This window comes from Streptomyces sp. NPDC002676, assembly GCF_053592455.1.
The window spans coordinates 24,228-47,619 of record NZ_JBSFVT010000019.1 but is presented as its reverse complement, the minus strand read 5'-3'; the positions used below and the strand labels follow the sequence as shown (position 1 = coordinate 47,619).

Below are 23,392 nucleotides of genomic sequence, written 5' to 3'. Positions count from 1 at the left end.
CGAGTGGCGCGGCTCACGGTGTGAAACTGACGCGATCGGACGTCCCGGCGGTTTGCTACTCTGCGAAACCGATCTATCACTTTGGGTGACTGTCGGGCGGGTGCATACTCGCTCGTCGCCCGCCCCGCCCCGCTACATGGACCTTCCCGGCGCCGACAAGAGCTGGTCCTTCACTCCCCCCACCCCGTATTGAAGGAGTCCTGCCCATGGCCGTACCCGTCACGTTCGACCACTCCTCGACCGGCTACAGCCTGGAGCGCGCCTACTGGCTGGCGCGTGCGGCCGATCTCGCCTACAAGGACTGCGCCACCATCGAGAAGCAGGCCGCCCAGTGGGGCTTCGACGAGGTGAGGCATCATCACACCCGCTTCACACCGCCCTTCCCGCTGCAGGACACCCAGGCGTACACGATGGCCGGCGACGGGATGATCGTCACGGCGTTCCGCGGCACCGAGCCCGCCCAGATCAAGGACTGGCTCTCCGACGCCACCACTCCGCCCTGGCCCGGCCCCGGTGGCAACGGCTACGTCCACCACGGGTTCGCCGAGGCCCTGGCGTCGGTCTACCCGGTCGTCCATGACGCCCTCGCGGAGCTGCGCACCGACGGCCAGACCGTCTACTTCACGGGGCACAGCCTGGGCGGAGCGCTCGCCATGCTGGCCGGCGCCCGCCTCTACCTGGAGGAGCCGCACCTGGCCGCGGAGGGTGTCTACACCTACGGCCAGCCCCGCACCTGCGACCGGCTGCTTGCCGAAGCGTTCAACAAGGGGTTCGGCGGGCGGATGTTCCGCTTCGTCAACAACAACGACGTCGTGCCCCAACTCCCACCGGAGCCCGCCTTCACCCATGTCAAGGCGCTGCGGTACATCGACTCGCAGGGCAGGGTGCGCGAGGCGATGCCGATGCTGTCGGCGCTCGGCGACCGGGCCAGGGGGCTGACCGCCGACCCCTTCGCGCCCGCCTCCGACGGCGTCCGTGACCACTTCATGGGCAGCTACCTGGCCGCCTTGGAGAAGAACCTCGCCTGACGGACCGGGCGGAGTGCCGGCCGAAGTGTATTGGTGAATCGTCATTCACTCGATAGGGTGAATTCTTATTCACCGAGCATTTCGAGACGTCCGCAGGAGCGCAGATGGAGCACCCCGGCCCGATAACCCCGCCGCCCGGCACCCCGGTCGAGGCACCCCGGCTGCGGGACCGGCTCACCATCCCGGTGCTGGCGTCGGGCGGCATCCTCATGGCGGTCATGCAGACCGTGGTCGTCCCCCTCCTGCCGGACCTGCCCCGGCTGACCGGGGCGTCGGCAGCCACCGTCTCCTGGACGGTCACCGCGACCCTGCTCTCCGGCGCCGTCCTCACCCCGGTGCTCGGCCGGGCCGGCGACATGTACGGCAAGCGCCGGGTGCTCACGGCCGCGCTCGCCCTGATGACCGTCGGCTCCGTGCTGTGCGCGCTCTCCTCCGACATCGGCGTGCTCATCGCGGCCCGTGCGCTGCAGGGCGCCGCCGCCTCCGTCGTCCCGCTGTCCATCAGCATCCTGCGCGACGAACTGCCCCCGGAGCGGCGGGGCTCGGCGGTGGCCCTGATGAGTTCCACGGTCGGCATCGGCGCCGCCCTGGGCCTGCCGCTCGCCGCGCTGGTCATCCAGTACGCCGACTGGCACACCATGTTCTGGCTGACCGGCGCCCTGGGAGCGCTGGGCACCACGGCCACCTGGTGGGCGGTCAAGGAGTCGCCGGTGCGCGAGCCAGGCCGCTTCGACGTCCTCGGCGCGCTGGGCCTGGCCGCCGGGCTGGTGTGCCTGCTGCTGGGTGTCTCCCAGGGCGGGCAGTGGGGGTGGGGCAGCACGCGGATCCTCGGCCTGTTCCTCGCTTCGGCCGTCGTCCTCGCCCTGTGGTGGTGGCAGCAGCTGCGCGCCGAGCGGCCCCTCGTCGACCTGCGCCTGGTGACCCGGCCGCGGGTGGGCCTGTCGCATGTGGCAGCCCTCCTGACCGGCTTCGCCTTCTATGCCAACTCGCTGGTGACCGCCCAGCTGGTGCAGGCGCCCAAGGCCACCGGATACGGCCTCGGCCTGTCGATCGTCGCCACCGGCCTGTGTCTGCTGCCCGGCGGCGTCACCATGCTGCTGTTCTCACCGCTCTCGGCCCGGATCTCCGCCGCGCGCGGACCGCGGATCACGCTCGCCCTGGGCGCCGCCGTCATCGCCTGCGGCTATGCGGTGCGCATCGCCGACAGCCGCGACCTGTGGATGATCATCCTGGGCGCCACGGTGGTGGCCACCGGTACGACCCTGGCGTACTCGGCGCTGCCGACCCTGATCCTGCGGGCCGTCCCGGCCGGGCAGACCGCCTCCGCGAACGGCGTCAACGTCCTGATGCGCACCATCGGCCAGGCCACCTCCAGCGCGGCCGTCGCCGCCGTCCTCGTCCACCACAGCAGCCCGCTCGCCGGTGTCCTGGTTCCCACGCTGCACGGGTACCTGCTGGCCTTCGCGATCGCGGGCGCCGTCGCCCTCGCGGCTTGCGCCGCGGCCCTGACCATCCCCGGCGACACCCCGCCCGACGCCACCCGGCGCGCCCGGGGCGCCACCCGGGGCGCCCGCGACGAGGCGATGGAGGGAGCATGAGTGCCGTGAGCACCCCACCGGCACCCGAGACACCGGCACCCGAGACACCGGCACCCGAGACACCGGCACCCGAGACACCGGCACCCGAGACACCGGCACCCGAGACACCGGCACCGGAGACACTGGCACCCGGCGCACCCGCCCCCGGCGCACCGGCACCCGAACCGCCCGCCCCGGCCCGCCGCGACGCCGAGGCCACCAAAGCCGCCATCCTCAGGGCCGCCCGTTACCTCCTGGCCCGGCACGCGCACGCCGACATCACCCTCAAGGCGGTCGCCGAACGGGCCGGTGTCAGCCCGCCGTTGATCCTGAAGTACTTCGGCAACAAGGACACCCTGTTCGCCTGCGTGATGTCCTTCGACACCGACGCGGACGCCCTGCTGGACGCGCCGCTGGCGGACCTCGGCCGGCACATGGTCCGGCACGTCCTGTCCAGCCAGCGCGAACGCGGCGTCGACCCGCTGCTGCGCATCGTCTTCGCCCCGCTGCACGGCGACCACGGCGACGTCCTGCGCGCCAACTTCCGAGCCCAGGTCACCGAACGCCTCGCCGCCCGGCTCACCGGCCCCGACGCCGGCCTGCGCGCCGAGCTCGCCGTCGCCGCACTCGTCGGCCTCGGCGTGATGTACGGCATCGCCCGCGGCCCCCACCTGCACGAGACCGGCACCGAGACCATCGCGGACCGCTACGGCCCGCTCGTCCAGGCGCAGTTGACACCCGGGGGCTGACCCGGGCGTCACCTGCTTGGCGGCCATCGGGTCGGTCTGCCGTTTGAACGCGGGCGGGGGCGGTTAACCGCACCGCATGAGGCTGGAGGGCAAACGCAGGGGGCGGCACGAGACCGAGGAGGAGCGGGCCGACCGGATGTGGGTCGAGCTCATCCAGGAGGTCCGCGTGGCACAGACGGGCGTACAGATCCTCTTCGGTTTCCTGCTGACCGTCGTCTTCCAGCCGAGGTACGCCGGGCTCGCCCACACCGACCGGGTCATCTACATCGTGACCGTCGTCCTGGGCGCCGCCGCGACCGGCGCCCTCATCGGCCCGGTGTCCCTGCACCGCCTGGTCGCCGGACGGCGGGTCAAGCCGCACGCGGTGCGCATCGCGGCCCGGATGACGTTCGTCGGCCTGCTCCTGCTGCTCGCCACCACGACCTCCTCGCTGCTGCTGATCCTCCGGGTGGCCACGCACGGCGGCTATGTGCCATGGCTGGTCGCGGCCGTCGTCGCCTGGTACCTGCTGTGCTGGTACGTGCTCCCCATGTGGACACGCCGCACGCACACCACCCGGTCCCGCGGCTAGGGGGTGTCTTCTGGATCAGGTCGGCTGGAGCCGACGGTGCATTCTCACTGAGCGATGCCGGCAAGATCCAGAAGAAGCCCCCTAGGCGCCGCCGCGGGCTCCGCGCAGTGCCGTCAGGCAGCTGCCGATCGCCTGCTGGAGTTCCTCCAGGCGCCGGACCATGTCGTCCTCGTAGAAGTCCTGGGCGTCGTCGAAGGTCAGCTCCTCGAACGCCCTGGTGGCCTTGTGCAGGCTGCTGTAGAACTTCGTCCGCCGCTCCTGGACGCGCAGTTCCGGGTCGGCGTCGACGGTCTCGGCGACGAGCGACTTCATGGTGTCGTAGGCCTCCGTGGCCCACTCGCCGGCGTCCTCGCCGTCCTCCAGTTCGTCGATCAGCGACAGGTGCCGCTCGGCCTCCTCGCGCAGTTCGGCGGGGGCCGCCACGGTCTGCCCGGCCGGGGTCCTGATCTGCCCGGACTCGGCGATCTGCCGGACGTAGCCGATCCGGTCGGCCGAGCGGCTCTCGCTCGCGACGGCCTTCTTCAGGTCGTCGGTGCGTACGACGTCCCGGGCCAGCTCGGCCTGCAGGTCCGGGTCCTCCTTGAGCCGGTCCAGCAGGGCGGCGCGGGCCGCGCGGGCGGTGGAGGGGTCGGCGAGGATCGCGGCGCGCAGCGCGGTCGGGTTCTCGGCGACCTCCAGGGCCTTGGTCGGGCGGATGCCCTCGGCCTCGGCGGCCTCGGCGATGGCGGTGCCCCGCTCGGAGGTGGCGCTGTTCCGGGAGACGTAGTAGCCCAGCCACACGTCGGCTTCCGGCAGCTCGACGCCCTGGCCCGGCTCCAGCGCCTCGAAGTGCGGGACGAGCCCGTCGTCGGCGGCCCGGTCCCAGGCCTTGTAGTAGCGCATGACCCGCTCGGGGGAGCAGCCGGCGAGTTCCGCGAACTCCTTCGCCGACACCTTCGGGCTCTCCCCGGCCCCCTGGCCGCCCGGCCGCACGCTGCGGGCCACCAGCAGCGCGAAGGCCCAGCCCCCGGTGCGGGCGTAGACGCCGAACTCACGCGCGTCCCGCGCCACGAGGTCGGACAGGGGCGCCGCGGCCGGAGCGGACGTCCCGGACGTCTCGGACGGGTCGATGACCAGGGTCACGGATGACTCTCCTGCAGGCATGGCTTCGATCACTTCGCTGAGCCGCACCCGGGGACCGGGCACAGACCGGAAAGCCTATATCGACCCATTGGCATCGCTTTGCCAGGGCGCCTGAGCGCCGGTCAGCGCGCCTGCCCGCGGAACGTCCCCAGGAACGTCTTCAGCGCCAGCCGGTTTGCCGCGTCGTCCCAGGCCCCGGCCGGGGTCGTGAAGCGCAGCGAGAAGCCGCGGTGGCCGCCGAGCAGGAAGCCGCGCCCGAAGGTGTGCACCCGCCCGTCCCCGGACCCCGACAGCCACTCCAGGTCGGCGGCCCGGTCGCCCTGATAGGTGGTGGCCCGGACGGTGCCGACCCGGTGGTAGCCGGGGAGCCGCTCCAGGTCCGGTTCGACGTCGTCGCGCCATACGGCGACCGGGTCCGGGCCGACGCGTTCGCTGTGGGTGACCGCGAGGGTGGGGGAGCCGTCGCCCGCGCCGAAGGTGACGCGATAGGCGAGGCCCGCGACGCGGGTGGTGGCGAGCCGCTTCCAGCCGTCCGGCAGCGCCACCGAGAAGCCCTCCGGTGCGCTGTAGCGACGGTAGCCGGCCGGCAGGGCGGGGGAGGCCGAGGCCGAGGCGGTGGGCGTGGGGTCGTCGGTGTGTCTCGGTACGGCTGGGGCCGAGGCCGTCGGCCGGGCCCGCGCGCCTGCCGTGCCGGCACCGGGAAGGTGGTGGGTCGCGGCGAGAACGGCCGCCACGACGGTGACGACCGCCAGGGCGCTGCCCATGGCCAGGGCTCGTCGGCCGCGCCCCGGACCTGTGGCGCGTACCCCCGCGTAGGCGCCGCGCAGCCGGGGCGCGAGGGCGGAGCACCGGTCTGCGTCGGCGTCCTCGCGCAGCACCCGGTCCAGGGCCTCGCGGACCACCGGCCCGGTCAGGCGTTCCCGCGGGTTCTTGCGCAGCAGCCCCCGCACGGTCTGGGTGAGCGGGCCCGTGCGCAGCGGTGTGCGCAGCGGCAGCCGGTCCACGGCCTGCAGCGTGGCCTCGGGCCGCCCGCGGTCACGGAACGGCGGGCGCCCCTCGACCATCGTGTAGAGGATCGCGCCCAGCGCCCACAGGTCCGCGGCCGGTCCGATGCGCTCGTCCCGGGCCTGTTCCGGCGAGGCGTACGACGGTGACGTGACCCGGGGTGCCAGGGTCGTGCCCGCCAGCCCGAACCCGGTGACGACCACGGGACCGCTCTCCCGCACGAAGACCTGGCCGGGGCTCAGCTCCCCGTGTGTGATGCCCTCTTTGTGCGCGGCCTGCAGTACGCCGAGCAGTTCGCGGGCGATCCGCGCCGCCCGCACCGGGTTCAACGGGCCCTCCCGGTCGAGGAGTTCGCCGAGCGCGGTGCCGTCGATCCGCTCGGTGACCGTCCACAGGGTGCCCGCCTCGACGACGGCGTCCACGACCGTGGCGGCCTGGCCGGGACGGAGCAGCCGCACGACTTCGGAGGTCCGGATGATCCGTGCCGTGGCGCGGCGCACGGTGTCCTCCCCGGAGTTCTCCGGAAGCGCGGTCTCGGCCACCAGCCGGGGCTGCTGCGCCGTCACGTCCTCGGCGTACCACCACACCCGGTTGGTCTCGCGGCCGAGGACCTCCAGGAGCCGGTACCGTCCTGCGACCAACTCCTGTGCGGAGACATGCGCCTTGGCCATGGTCATCCCTCGCTGAAACCCCTGCCTCGTCTTGGCCAGGGGTACGGGGGGCGGGCGGGGTCGCGTTCAAACGGACCGCAACTCCCGCCCAGTTCCGGCCTGTTGTTCACCGCGCGAACAGCAGGGCGAGGAGTTCACCCCAGGCCGAAGCGGTCTGCCCATCCCAAGAGTTCGGAGGGTGCGGTGTTGCCTCCGCACACCACGAGCCCCAGCCGGGCGCCGTCGCCCACCCGCGCCGCGATCTGCCGCGCTGCCGGCAGCAGGCAGCCCGCGGCCGGCTCCGCCCACACCTTGGCGTGCTCGGCGAGGTCCAGACAGCCCTGGACGGCCTCCCGGTCCGCAACCACCAGCACCTCCTCGACCAGCGCGGACACATGGTCGTAGGTCAGCGCGGACACGGACGGCGCGCTGAGCGTGGTGACCAGGGACGACACCGGCACCGGCAACGGACCGCCCGCCTTCAGCGCGGCCGACATCGCCTCGGCGCCCTCCGTCTCCACACCCCAGACGCGCACGCCCGGACGGCGGGCGCGCAGTGCCGCCGCCACCCCGGCGATCAGGCCCCCGCCACCGACGCTGACGACGACGTCCGTCAGCTCGGCGGCGTCCCCGAGGTCTTCGGCGAACTCCAGCCCCACGGTGCCCTGTCCGGCGATCACCACGGGGTCGTCGAACGGGTGGACCAGGGTCAGGCCCTCGTCCCGCAGCTTCGTCACCAGCTCGAAGGCCGTGTCCATGCCGTCGGTCAACTGCACCGACGCCCCCGCCTCCTCGGCGATCCTGATCGACCGGGCGGGCGCCGTACGCGGCATGACCACCGTCGCCTTCACGTCCAGGGCCGCCGCCATCACGGCCAGGGCGACCCCGTGGTTGCCGCCGCTGACGCCGACCACGCCCGCAGCCCGCTCGGCCTCGCTCAACGACAGCAGCTTGGCCGCCGCGCCGCGCGCCTTGAACGAGCCGGTGCGCTGCAGGAGTTCGAGCTTGGCGGTGACGGGGACGCCGAGCAGCGCCGTGAGGCCGGGACTCGGCACGGTCGGCGTCCGTACGACGTGTCCGGCGATCCGCTGCGCGGCGGCTTCGATGTCCGAGATTCCGATCAAGGTCGCTCATCCTTCCGGCGCGGGGGCTGGGAACCACGCCGTCCGCACCCTCACCCGAGGGGAGGCCCGAGGTCAACACGGTTTTGACGGCTCGGAGTTCGCGCCCCGACGGGAGGTCAGGCAACCGTCAGTGCTGCTGCGCCTTCTGCGGCGTCAGCTCGCTCGGCCGCACCACGACGTAGCCCTCGCCCTGGAGCATCAGCTGCACCGCTTCACCGGAACCGCCGCGCAGCATCGAGCCGATGGACTGGGAGCGGTGCAGCGAGGTCTGCAGCTGCGCGGTCCAGCCGACCACGGCGTCCGTGTCGACGTACACCGGGGCCTGCGGGGAGACCGGTATGACCAGAGGGTGGCCCTCGCAGATCAGACCGAGTCGGCCGTGCCCGCTGAACACGCTGTTGAACAGGCCGCCGCCGGCGATGCCCGAGCCCTTCACGGTCTTGATCTCGTACGACAGCGAGGCGTCGAAGCACAGCACGTTGCGGCCGTTGACGGTGAACTGGTCGCCCGGTTCCACCTCGACGACGAAGCAGTTCTGCGCCTCGTGCGCGAACCAGGCCTCGCCCTGCCCGCGCACGGCCATGAGGGGCAGTCCCTCGCCGGTGACCGCACGCTTGAGCATGCCGCCGACGCCCTGCCCCTTGCGCTCGAACTGGAGGCTGCCGCGATAGGCGATCATCGCGCCCTGACGGGCGTACATCTCGCCGTTCACCGCGTACCTGATGCACTTGGCGTTCTCGACGGTCATGCCGGGCTCGAGGGCCGGCCGCACCATGTGCTCGCTGGAAAAGAGATCACCCTTCATGCGGGCATGGTCCCCCGGAGGGTGTGATTCCGCCAAGATCACATATTGTGCTCGCCCGGCCATGCCCGCCCCATCATGCGCGGAGCGCCCACCCTGCCCGAGGTGTCCGTCTTGCTCGGCTTCCCGCAGAACGCCGAGTCCAGCGTGCCCGCCAGGGTGTCGAGGAGCCGCGCGTTGTTGGAGGCGTTGGCGACGGCCGTGAGGCTGCGCCCGCCGTCCTTCGTGGTGAAGGCGTAGGTGTAGTAGCCCTGGACGGCGCCCGTGTGGCCGTACACCGAGATGCCGCAGGGAAGGTCGCGGCGGCGCAGCCCGAGCCCGTACGCCGTCGTGCTGTTGACCCGGGTCCAGTGCTGCATCGCCGCGAGCCGGGCCGTGGAGAGCAGCTTGCCGCCGAGCAGCGCCGAGTAGAAGGTGTTCAGGTCGCGGGCGCTGGAGATGATCGCGCCCGCGCTCTGGGCCCACGACACCGTCTGGGAGGTCGCGTCGATGAGGGGGGCGCCCGCGGTGTCGGAGGTGAGGTAACCGCGGGCGTACTGGCCGGGGATTCGGGTGTCCGGGTGGACGTAGAAGGTGTCCCGCAGCTTCAACGGCTTGAAGATGCGGTTCTCGTACGCGGTCCGCACCGGGTGCCCGGTGAGCTTCTCGATGAGCAGGCCGGCGACGACGAAGTTGGTGTTCGAGTACGCGTAGGCGGCGCCGGGCGCGTTGGTGCGGGGCTTCTTCAGCGCGAGACCGACCAGCTGGCGGTAGGTGAAGACCTTGTTGCGCACCGCCTCGAAGCCGGACACGCTGTCGGCGAACAGGTCGTTGGTGTAGTCGTACAGGCCGCTGCGGTGGCTCAGGACGTGCCGCACGGTGATGTGGTCGTCCGGCAGGAGCTTCGGCAGGTAGCGGTTGACCGGGGCGTCCAGGTCCAGCCGGTGTTCGTCGGCCAGTTGCAGCAGGACCACCGCGGAGAACGTCTTGGTGACGCTGCCGACGCGGAACCGGTCGCCGCTGACGATGGGGCGCCGGGCGGCGCGGTCGGCGAACCCGCGCGTCACCCAGTATGTCCTGCCGTGGTCGTCGATGCGGGCCAGGGCACCCGGCGCGCCCTGGGCCACCGCCGAACCCAGCACCCCGGCCAGCCCTGTGATGTCGGGCGCCGGGAGCGCCGCTGCCGCCGGGGCACCGGCGGTGCCGGTCGCGGCCTGGGCCGGGAGCGCGAGCAGCGACAGCACGACCGCTCCGAGAACCGCACCCCTGCCCACCGTTGATGACCTCATCCGGCACCTGCTCCCATCCGTAAGGCTCTTGATGCGACCTCGGTCACATTCCGGCCTGGGAACCTTAAGGATTCAGGCAACGTCTCCCCAGCCGACACACAGTTGGTCATCCAGCGATCACCCTGCGGCGCGCTTTTGTAAAGGATTGTCAACGAAAGCGGCGAAATGGATCATTCCATCTTTACGTGGGCATGACCGATCGGAAAGGGTGACTGCTCGGGGCCCGACCAGCCCCCGTGGCGCTCAAGGGCGCCATGCCTCAAGGCGGTTGGTGATCCCCGCTGCCTTTGAACGAAGGAACCCTGAGTGCGTAGACCGCACATACGCTCCGTGGCCGTCGCGATCGCGGTGGCGACTGCTGCCACGGGCCTGGCCGGTACGGCCTTCGCGGGTCCCTCCACGGGGACGGAGCGGGTTGCCGCTTCCTCCGCCACGAACGCTTCGCTGGTGGTGGAGGCGGCCCGTACCGCGGCCGTCGCCCACGCGTCGGCGACCGGCGTCTCCAAGGGCGACGAGCTCGTTGCCCAGGACGTCATGATCGACCCCGAGGGCGCCCGGCACGTCCGGTTCGTCCGCACCCACGAGGGAATGCCGGTCCTCGGTGGCGACCTCATCGTCCACCTCGACGGCAAGCTGGCCTACACGGGTGTCACGGCCGCGGCCGACCAGTCCGTCAAGCCCGCCGCCACCAAGGCCAAGCTGAGCGCAGGCCAGGCCGAGGCCAAGGCCGCCCAGGCCGCCAAGGGCCAGGCCGGCGACGCCCAGCTCGTCGTGGACGCCCGCGGTGGCGCCGCCACCCTCGCCTACCAGGTGACGGTGACCGACAAGGGTGCCTCCAACACCGTCGTCATCGACGCCCTCACCGGCAAGGTGCGCAGCAACACCCCCGACGCGGACGAGTTCCTGTCGCCGAAGCTGCTCAAGGCCATGCACCAGCGCGGCGAGACGGCCGACCCGGCCACCGGCGTCGGCGCCTCCGGCCTGCTCGGCTCCGCCGCCCCGGCCGGCTCCGGCGTCACCTACCCGACGACCGCGCACGGCACCGGCAAGACCCTGTTCGTGGGCAACGTCGGTCTCACCACCACGGCGACCTCCGCCGGCCACTACCTGCTCAAGGACCCGAGCCGGTACGGCACCGAGACCCGCGACGCCAAGGGCAGCACCACGGAGAGCTTCAGCCACGGCACGAAGTTCACCAACACCACCAACATCTGGGGCAACGGCACGACCTCCAGCCGTGCCAGCGCCGCTGCCGACGCGCAGTACGGGGTCACCAAGACCCTGGACTTCTACAAGAACACCTTCGGGCGCAAGGGCATCTTCAACGACAGCAAGGCCGCCCACGCCATGGTGCACTGGGGCAACAAGGTCGCGAACGCCTTCTGGGACCCGACCTGCACCTGCATGCTGTACGGCGACGGCGACGGCACCATGTTCAAGAAGCCGCTCGTCGTCCTCGACGTCACCGGTCACGAGCTGACCCACGGCGTCGTGGAGGCCACGGCCAACCTGCAGCCGACGTACGTCGACAACGACGGCAACCAGTACGGCGAGCCCGGTGCGCTGAACGAGTCCCTCGCGGACATCTTCGGCTCCAACGTCGAGTTCTACGCGAACAACACGAAGGACACGCCGGACTACCTGATCGGTGAGAAGCTCGGCCTGGACCAGCACTTCCTGCGCCGTCTGGACCACCCGTCGCTCGACAAGCTCGAGGGCACGATCGACTACTGGTCCTCGGACACGACGTACACCGAGGTGCACGCCGGTTCCGGTGTCTCCTCGCACGCGTACTACCTCCTCGCCGAGGGCAGCGGGCGGAAGACGATCAACGGCGTGAACTACAACTCGCCGACCTACGGCGGCATCGGGGTCACCGGCATCGGCCGGGCCAAGGCCACCAAGATCTTCTACCGTGCACTGACCCGCTACATGGTCTCCACCACCGACTTCCACAAGGCGCGCATCGCGACGCTGAAGGCGGCTGCGGACCTGTACGGCTCCACCAGCACCGAGTACAAGACGGTGAACAAGGCGTGGGCCGCGGTGAACGTCACCGCCGCCAACACGCCGGCCGCCCACTGACGGACGGCCGCGTACACCAGCTCCACCGGATGCCCCGCCTCGCGCGGGGCATCCGCATGTCCGGCCGCATGTCCGGCAGCCTTCGAAGGGCCCCTCCAAGGTGCGCGATCGCGGCATCGGAGGGACCATGACCTCCGTGGGATACCGGTTCGCGCGCGCCCGGCGCGTGGCCGGGGTGGTGCTGACGTTCCTCGTCTGCCAGGCCGCGCCCGGCCAGGCGGCAGCCCGGCTGCCCGAGGCCGTCACCCGGGCCACCGGCGTGGTCACCTGGGCGGCGAGCGCCGACCGCGTCGGCCACGGCAGCGCCGACCAGGGCTACCGGCTCGTCGTGCACACCAGCGTCGGCGGCAGCGGCCTGCGCGTGCACCTGTCCAACGCCTTCGGCGACCGCCCCCTGACCCTGGACAGCGTCTACGCGGGCCTGCACGGCCGGGGTGCCGCGCTGCGGCCGGGCAGCAACCGGCCGCTCACCTTCGCCGGCGCTCGCATGATCATCGTCCCGGCCGGGGCCGCCGTCTGGAGCGACCCGCTGCCCGGCCGGATTGCCGCCGGCACCGACCTGGTCGTCAGCTTCCACACCCTGGCCGCGGCGGGTCCGGCCACCGGCCACGGGCTGGCCCTGCAGACGTCGTACACCAGCCGGGGCGACCGCACGGCCGAGGACAGCGGCGCCCACTGGACGCGGACCACCGGCTCCTGGTGGTACCTCGACGCCGTCACGGTACGGCCGCCGGGCGCCGCCGTCGGCGCCGTTGCCGCGCTCGGCGACTCGATCACCGACGGCGAGCAGTCCACCGCCGGCCTCGACCGCCGCTGGCCCGACTACCTCGCCCGGCGCCTGCGCACCAGCGGCGCGGCCCTCCAGGGCGTCGCCGACGAGGGGATCTCGGGCAACAGGCTGCTCGCCGACGACGCCGGACCCAGCGCGCTGCACCGGCTGGCACGCGACGTGCTCGCCCAGCCCGGCGTGCGCACCGTTCTCCTCTTCGAGGGCGTGAACGACATCAAGGCCCACAACGGCGTCACCGCGCAGCAGCTCATCGCCGGGTACGAGGACATCGCCCGGCGGGCGCACGCGGTCGGCAAGTGCGTGGTCGTCGCCACCGTGGGGCCGTTCAAGGGCTGGCCCGAATGGGATCCGGCCGCCGAAGCCGTACGCCGTGAGGTGAACCAATTCCTCCGCAGCAGCCGGGAGTTCGACGCCGTCACCGACTTCGACCGCGTGTTGCGCAGCCCGTACGACGACGAGCGGCTGCGGCCCGCCTTCGACAGCGGCGACCATCTGCACCCGGACGACCGGGGCATGCGGGCCATGGCCGACGCCGTCGACCTCGGCCGCCTCGGCTGCGCCGGCTGGAACAGCGCCCCGCCGCCGGGTCAGCGCAGTGTGTTTGCCCAGTTCGCGGGGACGCGTCCGGCCGGACCCGGCACCGGCTGGTCCGCCGGATGGCTGACCGGGGGAGCGAGTTCGGGGCCGGTGTAGTCGACCATCCCGTCGGTCGCGTAGTTCCAGAACCAGGCCTCGCCCGGCTCGTAACTGCGCATCACCGGATGCCCGGTGGCCCGCCAGTGGGCCGTCGCGTGCTTGGCGGGGGAGTCGTCGCAGCAGCCGATGTGTCCGCACTGCGCGCAGCGGCGCAGATGGAACCACCAGCCGCCCGCCTCCTCGCACTCCACGCAGCCGGTGCCGCTGGGCGGGACGCTCGGGTCGATCGCGTCGGTGTCACTCATACGCCCTCCTCCGTGGGGGGTTCGGCGGTCAGCGGAAGCAGGACCCGGAAGCGGGTGTCGCCGGGCACCGACTCCACGAGCAGGCTGCCGTGATGCTTGTTCACGACGATCCGCCAGGAGATGTCCAGCCCGAGACCGGTGCCCTCGCCGACCGGTTTGGTGGTGAAGAACGGGTCGAAGATCCGGTCCTTGATCTCCTCTGGGATCCCTGGCCCGGTGTCCCGGAACTCCACCAGCAGCCGCTCGTGGTCGAGCGCGGTGCGCACGGTCAGCGTGCCCTGCCCGCCGGCGCTCCTGATGGCGCCGACCGCGTTGTCGATCAGGTTGGTCCACACCTGGTTCAACTCCGCCGGGTAGGCGGGGATCTCGGGGAGCGTACGGTCGTACTCCTTGACGACCTCGACGCCCGGACCGAGCTTCCCGGACAGCATCACCAGCGTGCTGTCGAGGAGTTCGTGCACGTCGACCACCCGATAGGGCGCCCGGTCCAGCTGCGAGTACTGCTTGGCCGCGTCGACCAGGTGCGAGATCCGCGTGGTGGAGTGCTCGATCTCGCTCATCAACAGCTCGGTCTCGATGGTGTAGTTGAGCCAGGCCATCGCCCCGGCCAGGATCTCCTCGTCCACGGCCGCCGCGACCTGCTCCAGCCAGTCGACGTCGAGCCCGGCCTGCACGAACGTCGGCGCCAGCTGCCAGCCGAAGTCGATACCGTGGTCCTCCAGCCAGTCGGTGACCAGGTCCTCGCGGTCGGCGGCCTCCAGCGGGCTGAGCGCGGGCGCCTTGGCGACCCGCTCGGCGGTGCGCTCCTGGATCTCGATCAGATCCGCCAACGCGTCCCGGGAGAAGGGGCCTTCGGCGATCAGCGCGAGCTTGTGCCGCATCTTCGCGACCCGCTCCCGCAGCATCGAGGTCGCCCGTACGGCCGCCGCCGCGGGGTTGTTCAGCTCGTGCGTGAGCCCCGCGGACAACGAGCCCAGCGCCAGCAGCCGTTCCCGCTGCCCGATGACGGCCTGCGTGCTCTTCGTCCCGAAGAACAGCCCCTCCAGCAGGTGTACGGCCATCGGGAACCACTCGCGCATGATGTCCGCGAAGGTGTCCGCCGGCAGCACGAAGAACCGCGTCGGCTCCGTCACCCGCATCGAGTTGTTGTACACCTGCGGCACCCGGTCCCCGATGTACGCCTGGAAGGCGCCCGCGTACACCCCGCGCTGCGAGGTCCGGGTGACCTCCACGTCGTCGCCGCCGACCCGCCGGGAGAGCACCACAGTGCCCTCGGCCATCACGTAGAAGCAGGTGGCGGGTTCACCCTCGGTGTACACCGGGCCGGGCTGGAACAGCTCCACCCGCCCCGCGCTGCACAGCCGGCCGAGCTGGTCCGCCGTCAGCTTCTCGAACAGGAACAGCGACCCGATCTCCTTCGGGTTGCACGGCATCACCTGTCCGCCGCTCATGACTGCTCCAGATACCGGTGGACGAGCATCACGGCCATGGCTCCCTCGCCGACGGCGGACGCGACGCGCTTGGCGGACTCCGCGCGCGCGTCGCCCGCCACGAACACGCCGGGAATGCTGGTCTCCAGGTGGTACGGCGGCCGGTCCAGCTCCCAGCCGGCCGGCAGCCGTCCGTCGACGGTCAGGTCGGGCCCGGCGAGGATGAACCCGCGCTCGTCGCGCAGCACGGTGTCGCCCAGCCAGTCGGTCAGCGGGGCCGCGCCGATGAACACGAACATCCACTGCGCGTCGACCTGTTCGGTCTCCCCGGTCTTCGTGTGACGCAGCGTCAGCTGCTCCAGATGGCCGGAGCCGTGCGCCTCCTCGACCACGGTGTGGCTGCGCACCGAGATGTTCGGCGCCTCGTTGATCTGCTGGATCAGGTAGTGCGACATCGACGCCGACAGATCTTGGCCGCGCACCAGCAGCGTCACCGACTTCGCACCCCGGGACAGGTACATCGCCGCCTGGCCCGCCGAGTTGGCGCCGCCGACGATGTACACGTCGTGCCCCTGGCAGGCGGTGGCTTCGGTCAGGGCGGAGCCGTAGAACACCCCGCACCCGGTCAGGTCGGTGCAGCCCTGCGCCTCCAGCTGCCGGTACTGCACGCCGGTCGCGAGGATGACGCTGTGCGCGGCGATCGCCGAGCCGTCCGCGAACCGTACGACACGGGCCGCGCCGTTCACCTCAAGTCCCGTGACCTCGCGCGCCGTCAGGATCTCCGCGCCGAACTTGGCCGCCTGGCGGCGCGCCCGCTCGGTGAGCTGGGCGCCGGAGACGCCGTCGGGGAAGCCGAGGTAGTTCTCGATCCGGGAACTCTGCCCGGCCTGCCCGCCGGTCGCCGACCGCTCCACGAGAACGGTCCGCAGGCCCTCCGAGGCGCCATACACGGCCGCGCCGAGCCCGGCCGGGCCGCCGCCGATGACGACGAGGTCGTAGAAGTCGGCCGTGGGTGTGGTGGCGAGCCCCACCTGCGCGGCCAGTTCGGGAGCCTCGGGCTCGACCAGGGCGGTGCCGTCCGGGGTGACGACGAGCGGCAGCCGCTCCCCGTCCTGCCCGGCCGCCGCCAGCAGCCGCTGCCCCTCCGGCTCGTCCACGGAGTACCAGCGGTACGGCACCTGGTTGCGGGCGAGGAACTCGCGCACGTCCGAGGAGCGCGCCGACCAGCGGTGCCCGACGACCTTGGTGCTGGGCACGGGCCGGTAGTCGCTGCGGCGCCAGGCGTCCAGCAGGTCGTCCAGGACCGGATAGAGCTTCTCCTCCGGCGGGTCCCACGGCTTGAGCAGATAGTGGTCGAGGTCGACGACGTTGATCGCGTCGATCGCCGCGTTCGTGTCCGCGTACGCGGTCAGCAGCACGCGCCGCGCGCCCGGATACACGTCGAGGGCCTGTTCGAGGAACTCGATGCCGTTCATCTGCGGCATCCGGTAGTCGGCCAGGATCACGGCGACGAGATCGCCGCGCAGCTTCAGCTCGCGCAGCGCCTCCAGCGCGGATTCACCGGACTCGGCGCGCACGATCCGGTAGGAGGCGCCGTAGCGCCGCCTGAGATCGCGGGCGACGACGCGGGAGACTCCCGGATCGTCGTCCACGGTCAGGATGACGGTCCGCGCTGCGTCGTCGGCCTGTGCCATACGTCTCCCACCCCGAGGCGTCGGATCAACGGGGCGGTGTCGTGGAGACCATCGCACCGATTCGAGCCCATCGTATGTTCGACCGCCCGGGTTCGCTCAGGTTTCCGGTGCCGCCGTGATCAGCTCCGGCGCTCCCCGAGCCGCAGAACTCACTTTTCCGCGTCACCGGCTTCCGCGACGCCGGCCAAGGTGCGCAGCGCCCGCAGGAAGTGCTCGGCGTCCGCGTCGGAGAGTGTGGCGAGGAACCGGCCCTCGGCCTCGGCGCGGGCGGCCTCGGCCGCGCTCAGGACCTTCTGGCCGTGTTCGGTCGGCTGCACGGTGTTCCGGCGCCGGTCGTGCTCGCTGCGGCGGCGCGCCACGAGCCCCTTGTCCTCCAGTGCGTCGACGAGCGCGACCATCGTGGACCGGTCGATGCCGATCCGGCCGGCGGCCTCCGTCTGGGACAGCGGCCGGTCCGCGGCGAGCACGGCCAGTACCGCCAGCTCACGCCCGTCGACGCCGAAGCGCGCCAGAGCCTGCGCGGACGCCTCTGCGTACCGCAGGTGGGCGTGCTTGAGCAGGTAACCCAGGCGTGAGCTCAGTGCGCTGGTGGGGGTGTGGCCCGTCATGAGCGCATCGTATCGCCCCATCAATGATTGGAGAGGCAAATCGTTTGCTAGGCTGATGATCGAAGGAACTGAAGGGGGGACGGGTGTGGGTGATCAGGCGCGCGACGCGGTGACGTTCGGCATCAAGACGACCCCGATGCGGGTCGGTTACGAGGAGATCCTCCGGGTCTGGGAGGAGGCCGACGAGCTGCCCGACATCGAGGACGCCTGGCTGTGGGACCACCTGATGCCGGTCGCCGGGCCGAAGGACGGGCAGGTGCTCGAAGGCTGGACACTGCTCGCCGCGCTGGCCGCCCGGACCCGGCGGCTGCGGCTGGGGCTGCTGGTGACGAGCAACCGGATCCTCCCCCAAGCTCTCGGCTCCGCTCGAGCAGGGGGGACCCCCAGCCCGCCGTCCTCGGCAAGATCGCCACCACGGTGGACGTGATCTCGGGTGGCCGGCTGATCATGGGGCTCGGCGTCGGCGGCACCCATCAGCCGCCCGGCGCGGGAGGCGTCACTGGTGAGAATCCCGCCCTGGCCGAATACGCGGCCTACGGGCTCACCCTGGTCCCGCCCGCCGAGGGCATCGCCCGGCTGGCCGAGACCATCGCCGTCCTGAAGGGGATGTGGACCCAGGACGTCTTCGACTTCCACGGGCGGTACGTCACCCTCACCGGCACGCGCAACGAGCCCAAGCCGGTCCAGCGTCCCGGACCTCCGCTGCTGATCGGCGGCTGGGGCACCCGCACGCTGCGGCTGGTCGCCGAGCATGCGGACATGTGGAACATCCCCGGCCCGCCGCACAACACCGTGGAGCGGATCGCCGAGCGCGCCCGCGTGCTGGACGCCCACTGCGCGTCGCTGGGCCGGGACCCGCGGTCGATCACCCGTTCGGTGCAGTACATCGTCTCCTACGACGACCCGGCGAAGGACCGCGAGACGATCGCGGAGCTCATCGCCGCGGGCTTCACACACATCGTGCTCAGCCTGCGCGCCCCCTACCCGCCGAAGATCGTGCGCCGGCTCGTCGACGAGATCGTCGTGCCCGTGCGCGGTGGCGGCCGGTAGACCGATAGTGGGCACCGGAACGACCGGCGGCACACCGACCGCCCGGCGCATCGAGGAGGCCCGCGCATGACACGCCCGATCACGGCAGGGGTGGACGGTACGGAGGAGAGCCTGGCCGCGCTGCACTGGGCGGCCAGGGAGGCCGTACGGCGCGGGCTGCCCCTGCGTGTGGTGCACGCATGGCGCTACGCCGAGGCGCTCGCCGCGGCGGACCGGGACACTCAGCACGGGTGGGTGTCGGACGGCGTGACGGAGGCCGTGCGCACCGTCTCCGAGCGGCATCCCGAGCTCCGGGTGAGCGTCGACGTGGTCGAGGGCGGCGCGGTGGAGGTCCTGACCGGCGTGGCCGCGGAGGCCGAGATGCTGGTGCTCGGCTCACGCGGGCACGGGCCGGTCGTCGGGTTCCTGCTCGGCTCGGTCGGCCAGCAGCTGATCGCCACGGCGACCCGGCCGGTGGTCCTGGTGCGGGCCGGCGACGAGGCGGCGGCGGAGGCGGCCGGGCGGGACGTCGTCGTGGGCCAGCATGGCGAGCCGGAGGACAGCGCCGCCGCCCTGCGGTTCGCGTTCGAGACTGCGGCGGCGCGCGGCGCCATGGTCCGGGCCGTCCGCGCCTGGACCCTGCCGCCGGTGTTCGCCTACAGCCCCGGCTCGATGAGACTCCTGGACGACGCCGGGGGCCTCGAACCCTATGAGCAGCAGGCGCTGTCCGCGGCGCTCCGCCCCTGGCGGGAACGCTTCCCCGACGTGCCCGTGGCCGAACACGTCGAGCTGGGCAGCGCGGGCCAGGTACTGCTGTCGGTGGCCGCCCGCGCCCAGTTGATGGTCGTCGGCCGCCGGGCGCACCGTACGGCCGTCGGCGCCCGCATCGGCTCGGTCGCACACGGCGTGCTGCACCACGCGGAGTGCCCGGTGGCCGTGGTCCCGCACGACTGACCTGCACCTCGGGGCGGGCGGCACGACGCCCGCCCCGTTCCAGGCCCTGGACTACGCCGCCCGCTCCCGGGCCAGCTCCGCCGCCGCGCGCACGGAGCCGTGGTGCACCGGCCCGTGTCCGGGCAGCAGCGTGTCGCCGTCGAGCGCGCCGATCACGTCCAGCGAGGCCACGGCCCGGCCGCGCTCGTGGTGGAAGAAGTCGAGCAGCATCTGGGGGCCCTTGATCCGCGAGGTCGCGTGCCCGGTGGCCAGGGCGTCGCCGGAGATCACGATGCCGGCGTCGGGCAGGTGGTAGACGCAGTGGCCGTCCGTGTGGCCGGGGGTGTGCACCGGTACGGGGCGGCCCGGCAGGTCGAGCGCGCCCTCGACCGGGAACGGCTCGGGAGCGGTGACGGGGTTGTGGTCGGTGCCGCCCACGCGGATCACGTGCACCGCCCAGGGCAGGACCCCCGGCCGCCAGGCGTTGCGCACCACGTCGCCGATGGTGGCCTGCTGGAGGAAGTCCCGTCGGACGTGCGGGACTTCCGCGGGATGCAGGTAGACCGGGGTGCCGTGGGTGCTGCGCAGGTACTCGGCCGAGCCGATGTGGTCGTTGTGCGCGTGGGTGACCAGCACGGCGGCGACGGCCTCCGGTGAACTGCCCACCTGCGCGAGGGACTCGAGGAGCCCCTGCCGGTCCCCGGGGTAGCCGGTGTCCACCAGGGTGACGGCGTCGCCTTCCTTGAGGATGACCCAGTTGGTGTGGTGGCCGTGCACCAGATAGGTATTGTCGGCGACTTGGCGTACGTCTGGCCGCATGATCTCCCCGAGGCCCTGAGTGGCTGATGGTGGGGCACAGCCAACCAGATGTGTCACCGCGCTCCGCAAGGGGGCACGGCGCGTCAGAGCACGCCGTGCGGGCGGAACTGGATGCTGATGCGCGGCCCGGCGGCGCGGGCGGTCTTGGGCACGCAGTGCTCCCAGGTCCGCTGGCAGGAGCCGCCCATCACGATGAGGTCGCCGTGCCCCAGCGCCCGCCGTACGGTCGTACCGCCTCCGCCCACCGGGCGCAGCAGCAGATCCCGGGGTGCGCCGACGGAGAGGATCGCGACCATCGTGTCCTCGCGCGCACCGCGCCCGATCCGGTCCCCGTGCCAGGCGACACTGTCCCGGCCGTCGCGGTAGAAGCACAGCCCGGCGGTCGTGAACGGCTCGCCCAGCTCCCCGGCGTAGTGCCGCGAAAGGGCGGTGCGCGCCTCGTCCAGCACGGGGTGCGGCAGCGGGTCGTGGGTCGCGTAGTGGGCGAGCAGTCGCGGTACGGCGACGACGTTGTCGTACATCTTGCGGCGCTCCGCCCGCCACGGCACGTCTGCTGCAAGCCGCTCGAACAGGGCGTCGGCGCCGCTCAGCCAGCCCGGCAGCACATCGATCCAGGCCCCCGAGCCCAGTTCGGTCCGGCGCAACCCGTCGAGGGATCCGAGCCGCAGCTCGTCGGTCTGGTCGAACAGGGAGCCCTGGAGGTGCGTGGACATGCGTTCAGCGTAACTCGTTAATCGAATATGCGTTCCCATGTGGGCTATCGGGTCGGTGCGTCCGAGGTCTTTCGATACATCGATGTATCCGATACATTCGCGTATCGAATGGAGGGCAGGTGCCGATGGAGGAGACACCCAAGCGCGTCACCCGGCGCCGGGTCCGCACCCGGGCCCGGCTGCTCGACGCCGCGTTCGCCGTGTTCGCGGCCAAGGGCTTCGGGCGGGTCTCCATCGAGGAGATCTGCGAGGCCGCCGGGTTCAGCAGGGGTGCGTTCTACTCGAACTTCGCCACCCTCGACGAGCTGTTCTTCGCCCTCTACCGGGAGCGCGCCGAGCTCATCGCCACCCAGGTCGCCGACGCGCTCGCCCAGGACGGGCCCGGCCTCGACGTGCCCGCCGCCGTGGACCGGGTCACCGAGGTACTGCTGCTGGACGTCGACTGGCTGCTGGTGAAGACCGACTTCCTGGTCCACGCGGCCCGCGACCCGGCCGTTGCCCAGTCCCTCCTCGACCACCGCACCCGGCTCCGGGAGGCCATCGCCGACCGGCTCTTCCGGGCCCGCGGCCACACCGAACTGCCCGCCGTGCTCGGCGATGTCGACGGCGCCGCCCGCGCGGTGGTCGCGGCCTACGACGGCGTCACCACCCAGCTGCTGCTGGACAAGGACGTCGACGCGGCCCGCACCTGGCTCAAGCAACTGCTCACCGCCCTGCTGACGGACGGCAGCGGCACCCCCGTATGAGTCTGTAGAGGGAAGGAAACGGACGCCATGGACGCGGACGTCATCGTCGTCGGAGCCGGCCTCGCCGGCCTGGTCGCCGCCCACGAACTCAACCGCCGGGGCCGCCGGGTCGCCCTGGTCGACCAGGAGAACGCCGCCAACCTCGGCGGACAGGCCTTCTGGTCCCTCGGCGGGCTCTTCCTCGTCGACTCGCCCGAACAGCGCCGCCTCGGCATCAAGGACTCCTTCGACCTCGCCTGGAACGACTGGCGGGGCAGCGCCCGGTTCGACCGGCTGGACGACGAGGACTCCTGGGCGGTGCGCTGGGCCCGCGCCTACGTCGAGTTCGCGGCCGGCGAGAAGCGCTCCTGGCTGGCCGGGCACGGTATCGAGCTGCTGCCCACCGTGGGCTGGGCCGAACGCGGCGACCTGCGCGCCGACGGCCACGGCAACTCCGTCCCCCGCTTCCACATCAGCTGGGGCACCGGAACCGGCGTGGTCGAACCCTTCGTCACGTACGCCCGGCAGGCCGCCCGGGACGGACTGCTCACCTTCCACCACCGCCACCAAGTGGACGAGCTTGTCATGGAGGACGGCACGGCGCGCGGGGTGCGGGGCACCGTGCTCGCCCCCGACGACTCCCCGCGCGGGGTCGCCTCCAACCGTGACCGCGTCGGCGACTTCGAACTCACCGCCCAGGCCGTGATCGTCACCACCGGCGGCATCGGCGGCAACCACGACATCGTCCGCCGTTCCTGGCCCGAACGCCTCGGCACGCCGCCGGCGCAGATGGTCACGGGCGTTCCCGCCTACGTCGACGGCCGCATGCTCGACATCAGCGCCGCGGCGGGCGTACGGCTCGTCAACCGCGACCGCATGTGGCACTACACCGAGGGCCTGCAGAACTGGGACCCGATCTGGCCCGGCCACGGCATCCGCATCCTGCCCGGCCCGTCCTCCATATGGCTCGACGCCCTCGGCCGCCGCCTGCCCGACCCCTGCCTGCCCGGCTACGACACCCTGGGCACCCTCAAGTACCTGCGCACCACCGAGGACATCGCCGGGTACGACCACTCCTGGTTCATCCTCACCCGGAAGATCATCGAGAAGGAGTTCGCGCTCTCAGGCTCCGAGCAGAACCCCGACATCACCGCCAAGGACCGCAAGGCCGTCCTGCGCGACCGGCTGCTCGGCAAGGGCGCCCCGGCCCCCGTGCAGGCCTTCGTCGACAAGGGCGCCGACTTCGTCACCGCCGCCAGTCTGGACCAGCTGGTCGCGAAGATGAACGCCCTGACCGGCAAGCCGCTGCTGGACCCGGCCGAGGTACGCCGTCAGATCGAGGCCCGTGACCTGCAGATGGCCAACCCCTACAGCAAGGACTCCCAGGTCCAGGGCATCCGCAACGCCCGCCGCTACATCGGCGACCGCCTGGGCCGGGTCGCGTCCCCGCACCGCATCCTCGACCCCGCCGCCGGCCCGCTGATCGGCGTCCGGCTGCACGTGCTGACCCGCAAGACCCTCGGCGGCATCCAGACCGACCTCGACTCCCGCGCCCTCGGCGCCGACGGCGAGCCGATCGGCGGACTGTACGCGGCCGGCGAGGTGGCCGGCTTCGGCGGCGGCGGCGTCCACGGCTACAACGCCCTGGAGGGCACCTTCCTCGGCGGCTGCCTGTTCTCGGGGCGCGCGGCCGGGCGGGCGGCGGCGCGGCAGACGGGCTGACGTCAGT

General features: G+C 72.0%; 20 protein-coding genes and 1 pseudogene. 10 read left to right on the top strand and 11 right to left on the bottom strand.

All coding sequences use genetic code 11. The annotated features are described in order from the left end of the window. Nucleotides 1-206: 206 nt before the first annotated feature. From ACWD3E_RS34515 to ACWD3E_RS34500, 4 genes are all read left to right on the top strand, one after another. On the top strand, nucleotides 207-1,028 hold the full coding sequence (locus tag ACWD3E_RS34515) for a lipase family protein (RefSeq protein WP_451391468.1): 822 nt from the start codon (nucleotides 207-209) through the stop codon (nucleotides 1,026-1,028). Nucleotides 1,029-1,132: 104 nt separating this feature from the next. Then, nucleotides 1,133-2,626 (top strand): MFS transporter, encoded by a 1,494-nt coding sequence (locus ACWD3E_RS34510; RefSeq protein WP_451391467.1) that lies wholly within the window; start codon nucleotides 1,133-1,135, stop codon nucleotides 2,624-2,626. After that, complete coding sequence (locus ACWD3E_RS34505; RefSeq protein ID WP_451391466.1) at nucleotides 2,623-3,354, top strand: TetR/AcrR family transcriptional regulator; 732 nt, start codon at nucleotides 2,623-2,625, stop codon at nucleotides 3,352-3,354. Before ACWD3E_RS34510 ends, ACWD3E_RS34505 begins: the two co-directional genes overlap by 4 nt. Nucleotides 3,355-3,430: 76 nt before the next feature. Beyond that, complete coding sequence (locus ACWD3E_RS34500; RefSeq protein WP_451391465.1) at nucleotides 3,431-3,925, top strand: DUF6328 family protein; 495 nt, start codon at nucleotides 3,431-3,433, stop codon at nucleotides 3,923-3,925. A gap of 81 nt (nucleotides 3,926-4,006) precedes the next feature. On the opposite strand, the gene ACWD3E_RS34495 is transcribed toward ACWD3E_RS34500, so the two are convergent. From ACWD3E_RS34495 to ACWD3E_RS34475, 5 genes are all read right to left on the bottom strand, one after another. Then, nucleotides 4,007-5,047 (bottom strand): hypothetical protein, encoded by a 1,041-nt coding sequence (locus ACWD3E_RS34495; RefSeq protein ID WP_451391464.1) that lies wholly within the window; start codon nucleotides 5,045-5,047, stop codon nucleotides 4,007-4,009. A 122-nt stretch (nucleotides 5,048-5,169) separates the two neighbouring features. Beyond that, entirely contained in the window at nucleotides 5,170-6,729 is a 1,560-nt protein-coding gene (locus tag ACWD3E_RS34490; protein WP_451391463.1) for a serine/threonine protein kinase, read from the bottom strand. A gap of 128 nt (nucleotides 6,730-6,857) precedes the next feature. After that, the gene (locus tag ACWD3E_RS34485; protein ID WP_451391462.1) at nucleotides 6,858-7,826 is read right to left on the bottom strand and encodes a threonine/serine dehydratase; all 969 of its coding nucleotides are present in this window, start codon (nucleotides 7,824-7,826) and stop codon (nucleotides 6,858-6,860) included. A gap of 127 nt (nucleotides 7,827-7,953) precedes the next feature. Continuing rightward, nucleotides 7,954-8,631, bottom strand: a complete 678-nt coding sequence (locus tag ACWD3E_RS34480; protein WP_451391461.1) for an AIM24 family protein — start codon at nucleotides 8,629-8,631, stop codon at nucleotides 7,954-7,956. Between the two features lie 38 nt (nucleotides 8,632-8,669). Then, nucleotides 8,670-9,896, bottom strand: coding sequence for a serine hydrolase domain-containing protein (locus tag ACWD3E_RS34475; RefSeq protein WP_451391460.1), 1,227 nt, complete (start codon nucleotides 9,894-9,896; stop codon nucleotides 8,670-8,672). Nucleotides 9,897-10,202: 306 nt separating this feature from the next. Here ACWD3E_RS34475 and ACWD3E_RS34470 point away from each other — a divergent pair, with 306 nt between their 5' ends. Further along, nucleotides 10,203-11,981: a M4 family metallopeptidase gene (locus ACWD3E_RS34470; protein WP_451391459.1), complete on the top strand. Its 1,779-nt coding sequence runs from the start codon at nucleotides 10,203-10,205 to the stop codon at nucleotides 11,979-11,981. A gap of 127 nt (nucleotides 11,982-12,108) precedes the next feature. Continuing rightward, nucleotides 12,109-13,464: an SGNH/GDSL hydrolase family protein gene (locus tag ACWD3E_RS34465; protein WP_451391458.1), complete on the top strand. Its 1,356-nt coding sequence runs from the start codon at nucleotides 12,109-12,111 to the stop codon at nucleotides 13,462-13,464. On the opposite strand, the gene ACWD3E_RS34460 is transcribed toward ACWD3E_RS34465, so the two are convergent. From ACWD3E_RS34460 to ACWD3E_RS34445, 4 genes are all read right to left on the bottom strand, one after another. Next, nucleotides 13,359-13,712 carry a UBP-type zinc finger domain-containing protein gene (locus ACWD3E_RS34460; RefSeq protein ID WP_451391457.1) on the bottom strand — a complete coding sequence of 118 codons (354 nt, stop codon included), beginning with the start codon at nucleotides 13,710-13,712 and terminating at the stop codon, nucleotides 13,359-13,361. The two genes, ACWD3E_RS34465 and ACWD3E_RS34460, sit on opposite strands and share 106 nt — an antisense overlap. Then, the gene (locus ACWD3E_RS34455) at nucleotides 13,709-15,145 is read right to left on the bottom strand and encodes an ATP-binding protein (RefSeq protein ID WP_451391549.1); all 1,437 of its coding nucleotides are present in this window, start codon (nucleotides 15,143-15,145) and stop codon (nucleotides 13,709-13,711) included. Before ACWD3E_RS34455 ends, ACWD3E_RS34460 begins: the two co-directional genes overlap by 4 nt. Nucleotides 15,146-15,159: 14 nt before the next feature. Then, entirely contained in the window at nucleotides 15,160-16,836 is a 1,677-nt protein-coding gene (locus ACWD3E_RS34450) for an FAD-dependent oxidoreductase (RefSeq protein WP_451391456.1), read from the bottom strand. Between the two features lie 149 nt (nucleotides 16,837-16,985). Further along, complete coding sequence (locus tag ACWD3E_RS34445) at nucleotides 16,986-17,444, bottom strand: MarR family winged helix-turn-helix transcriptional regulator (protein ID WP_451391455.1); 459 nt, start codon at nucleotides 17,442-17,444, stop codon at nucleotides 16,986-16,988. Nucleotides 17,445-17,580: 136 nt separating this feature from the next. Here ACWD3E_RS34445 and ACWD3E_RS34440 point away from each other — a divergent pair. Both ACWD3E_RS34440 and ACWD3E_RS34435 read left to right on the top strand, forming a co-directional pair. Further along, nucleotides 17,581-18,494, top strand: a pseudogene (locus ACWD3E_RS34440) (LLM class flavin-dependent oxidoreductase). A 66-nt stretch (nucleotides 18,495-18,560) separates the two neighbouring features. Further along, nucleotides 18,561-19,427 carry a universal stress protein gene (locus ACWD3E_RS34435; protein ID WP_451391454.1) on the top strand — a complete coding sequence of 289 codons (867 nt, stop codon included), beginning with the start codon at nucleotides 18,561-18,563 and terminating at the stop codon, nucleotides 19,425-19,427. A 51-nt stretch (nucleotides 19,428-19,478) separates the two neighbouring features. On the opposite strand, the gene ACWD3E_RS34430 is transcribed toward ACWD3E_RS34435, so the two are convergent. Beyond that, on the bottom strand, nucleotides 19,479-20,225 hold the full coding sequence (locus ACWD3E_RS34430; RefSeq protein ID WP_451391453.1) for an MBL fold metallo-hydrolase: 747 nt from the start codon (nucleotides 20,223-20,225) through the stop codon (nucleotides 19,479-19,481). 83 nt (nucleotides 20,226-20,308) lie between these two features. Then, nucleotides 20,309-20,938 carry an alpha-ketoglutarate-dependent dioxygenase AlkB gene (locus ACWD3E_RS34425; protein ID WP_451391452.1) on the bottom strand — a complete coding sequence of 210 codons (630 nt, stop codon included), beginning with the start codon at nucleotides 20,936-20,938 and terminating at the stop codon, nucleotides 20,309-20,311. A 125-nt stretch (nucleotides 20,939-21,063) separates the two neighbouring features. Between ACWD3E_RS34425 and ACWD3E_RS34420 the strand changes: the two genes are divergently transcribed. Both ACWD3E_RS34420 and ACWD3E_RS34415 read left to right on the top strand, forming a co-directional pair. Beyond that, nucleotides 21,064-21,684, top strand: coding sequence for a TetR/AcrR family transcriptional regulator (locus tag ACWD3E_RS34420; protein WP_451391451.1), 621 nt, complete (start codon nucleotides 21,064-21,066; stop codon nucleotides 21,682-21,684). Nucleotides 21,685-21,711: 27 nt separating this feature from the next. Then, nucleotides 21,712-23,385: an FAD-binding dehydrogenase gene (locus ACWD3E_RS34415; protein WP_451391450.1), complete on the top strand. Its 1,674-nt coding sequence runs from the start codon at nucleotides 21,712-21,714 to the stop codon at nucleotides 23,383-23,385. Nucleotides 23,386-23,392 lie beyond the last annotated feature (7 nt).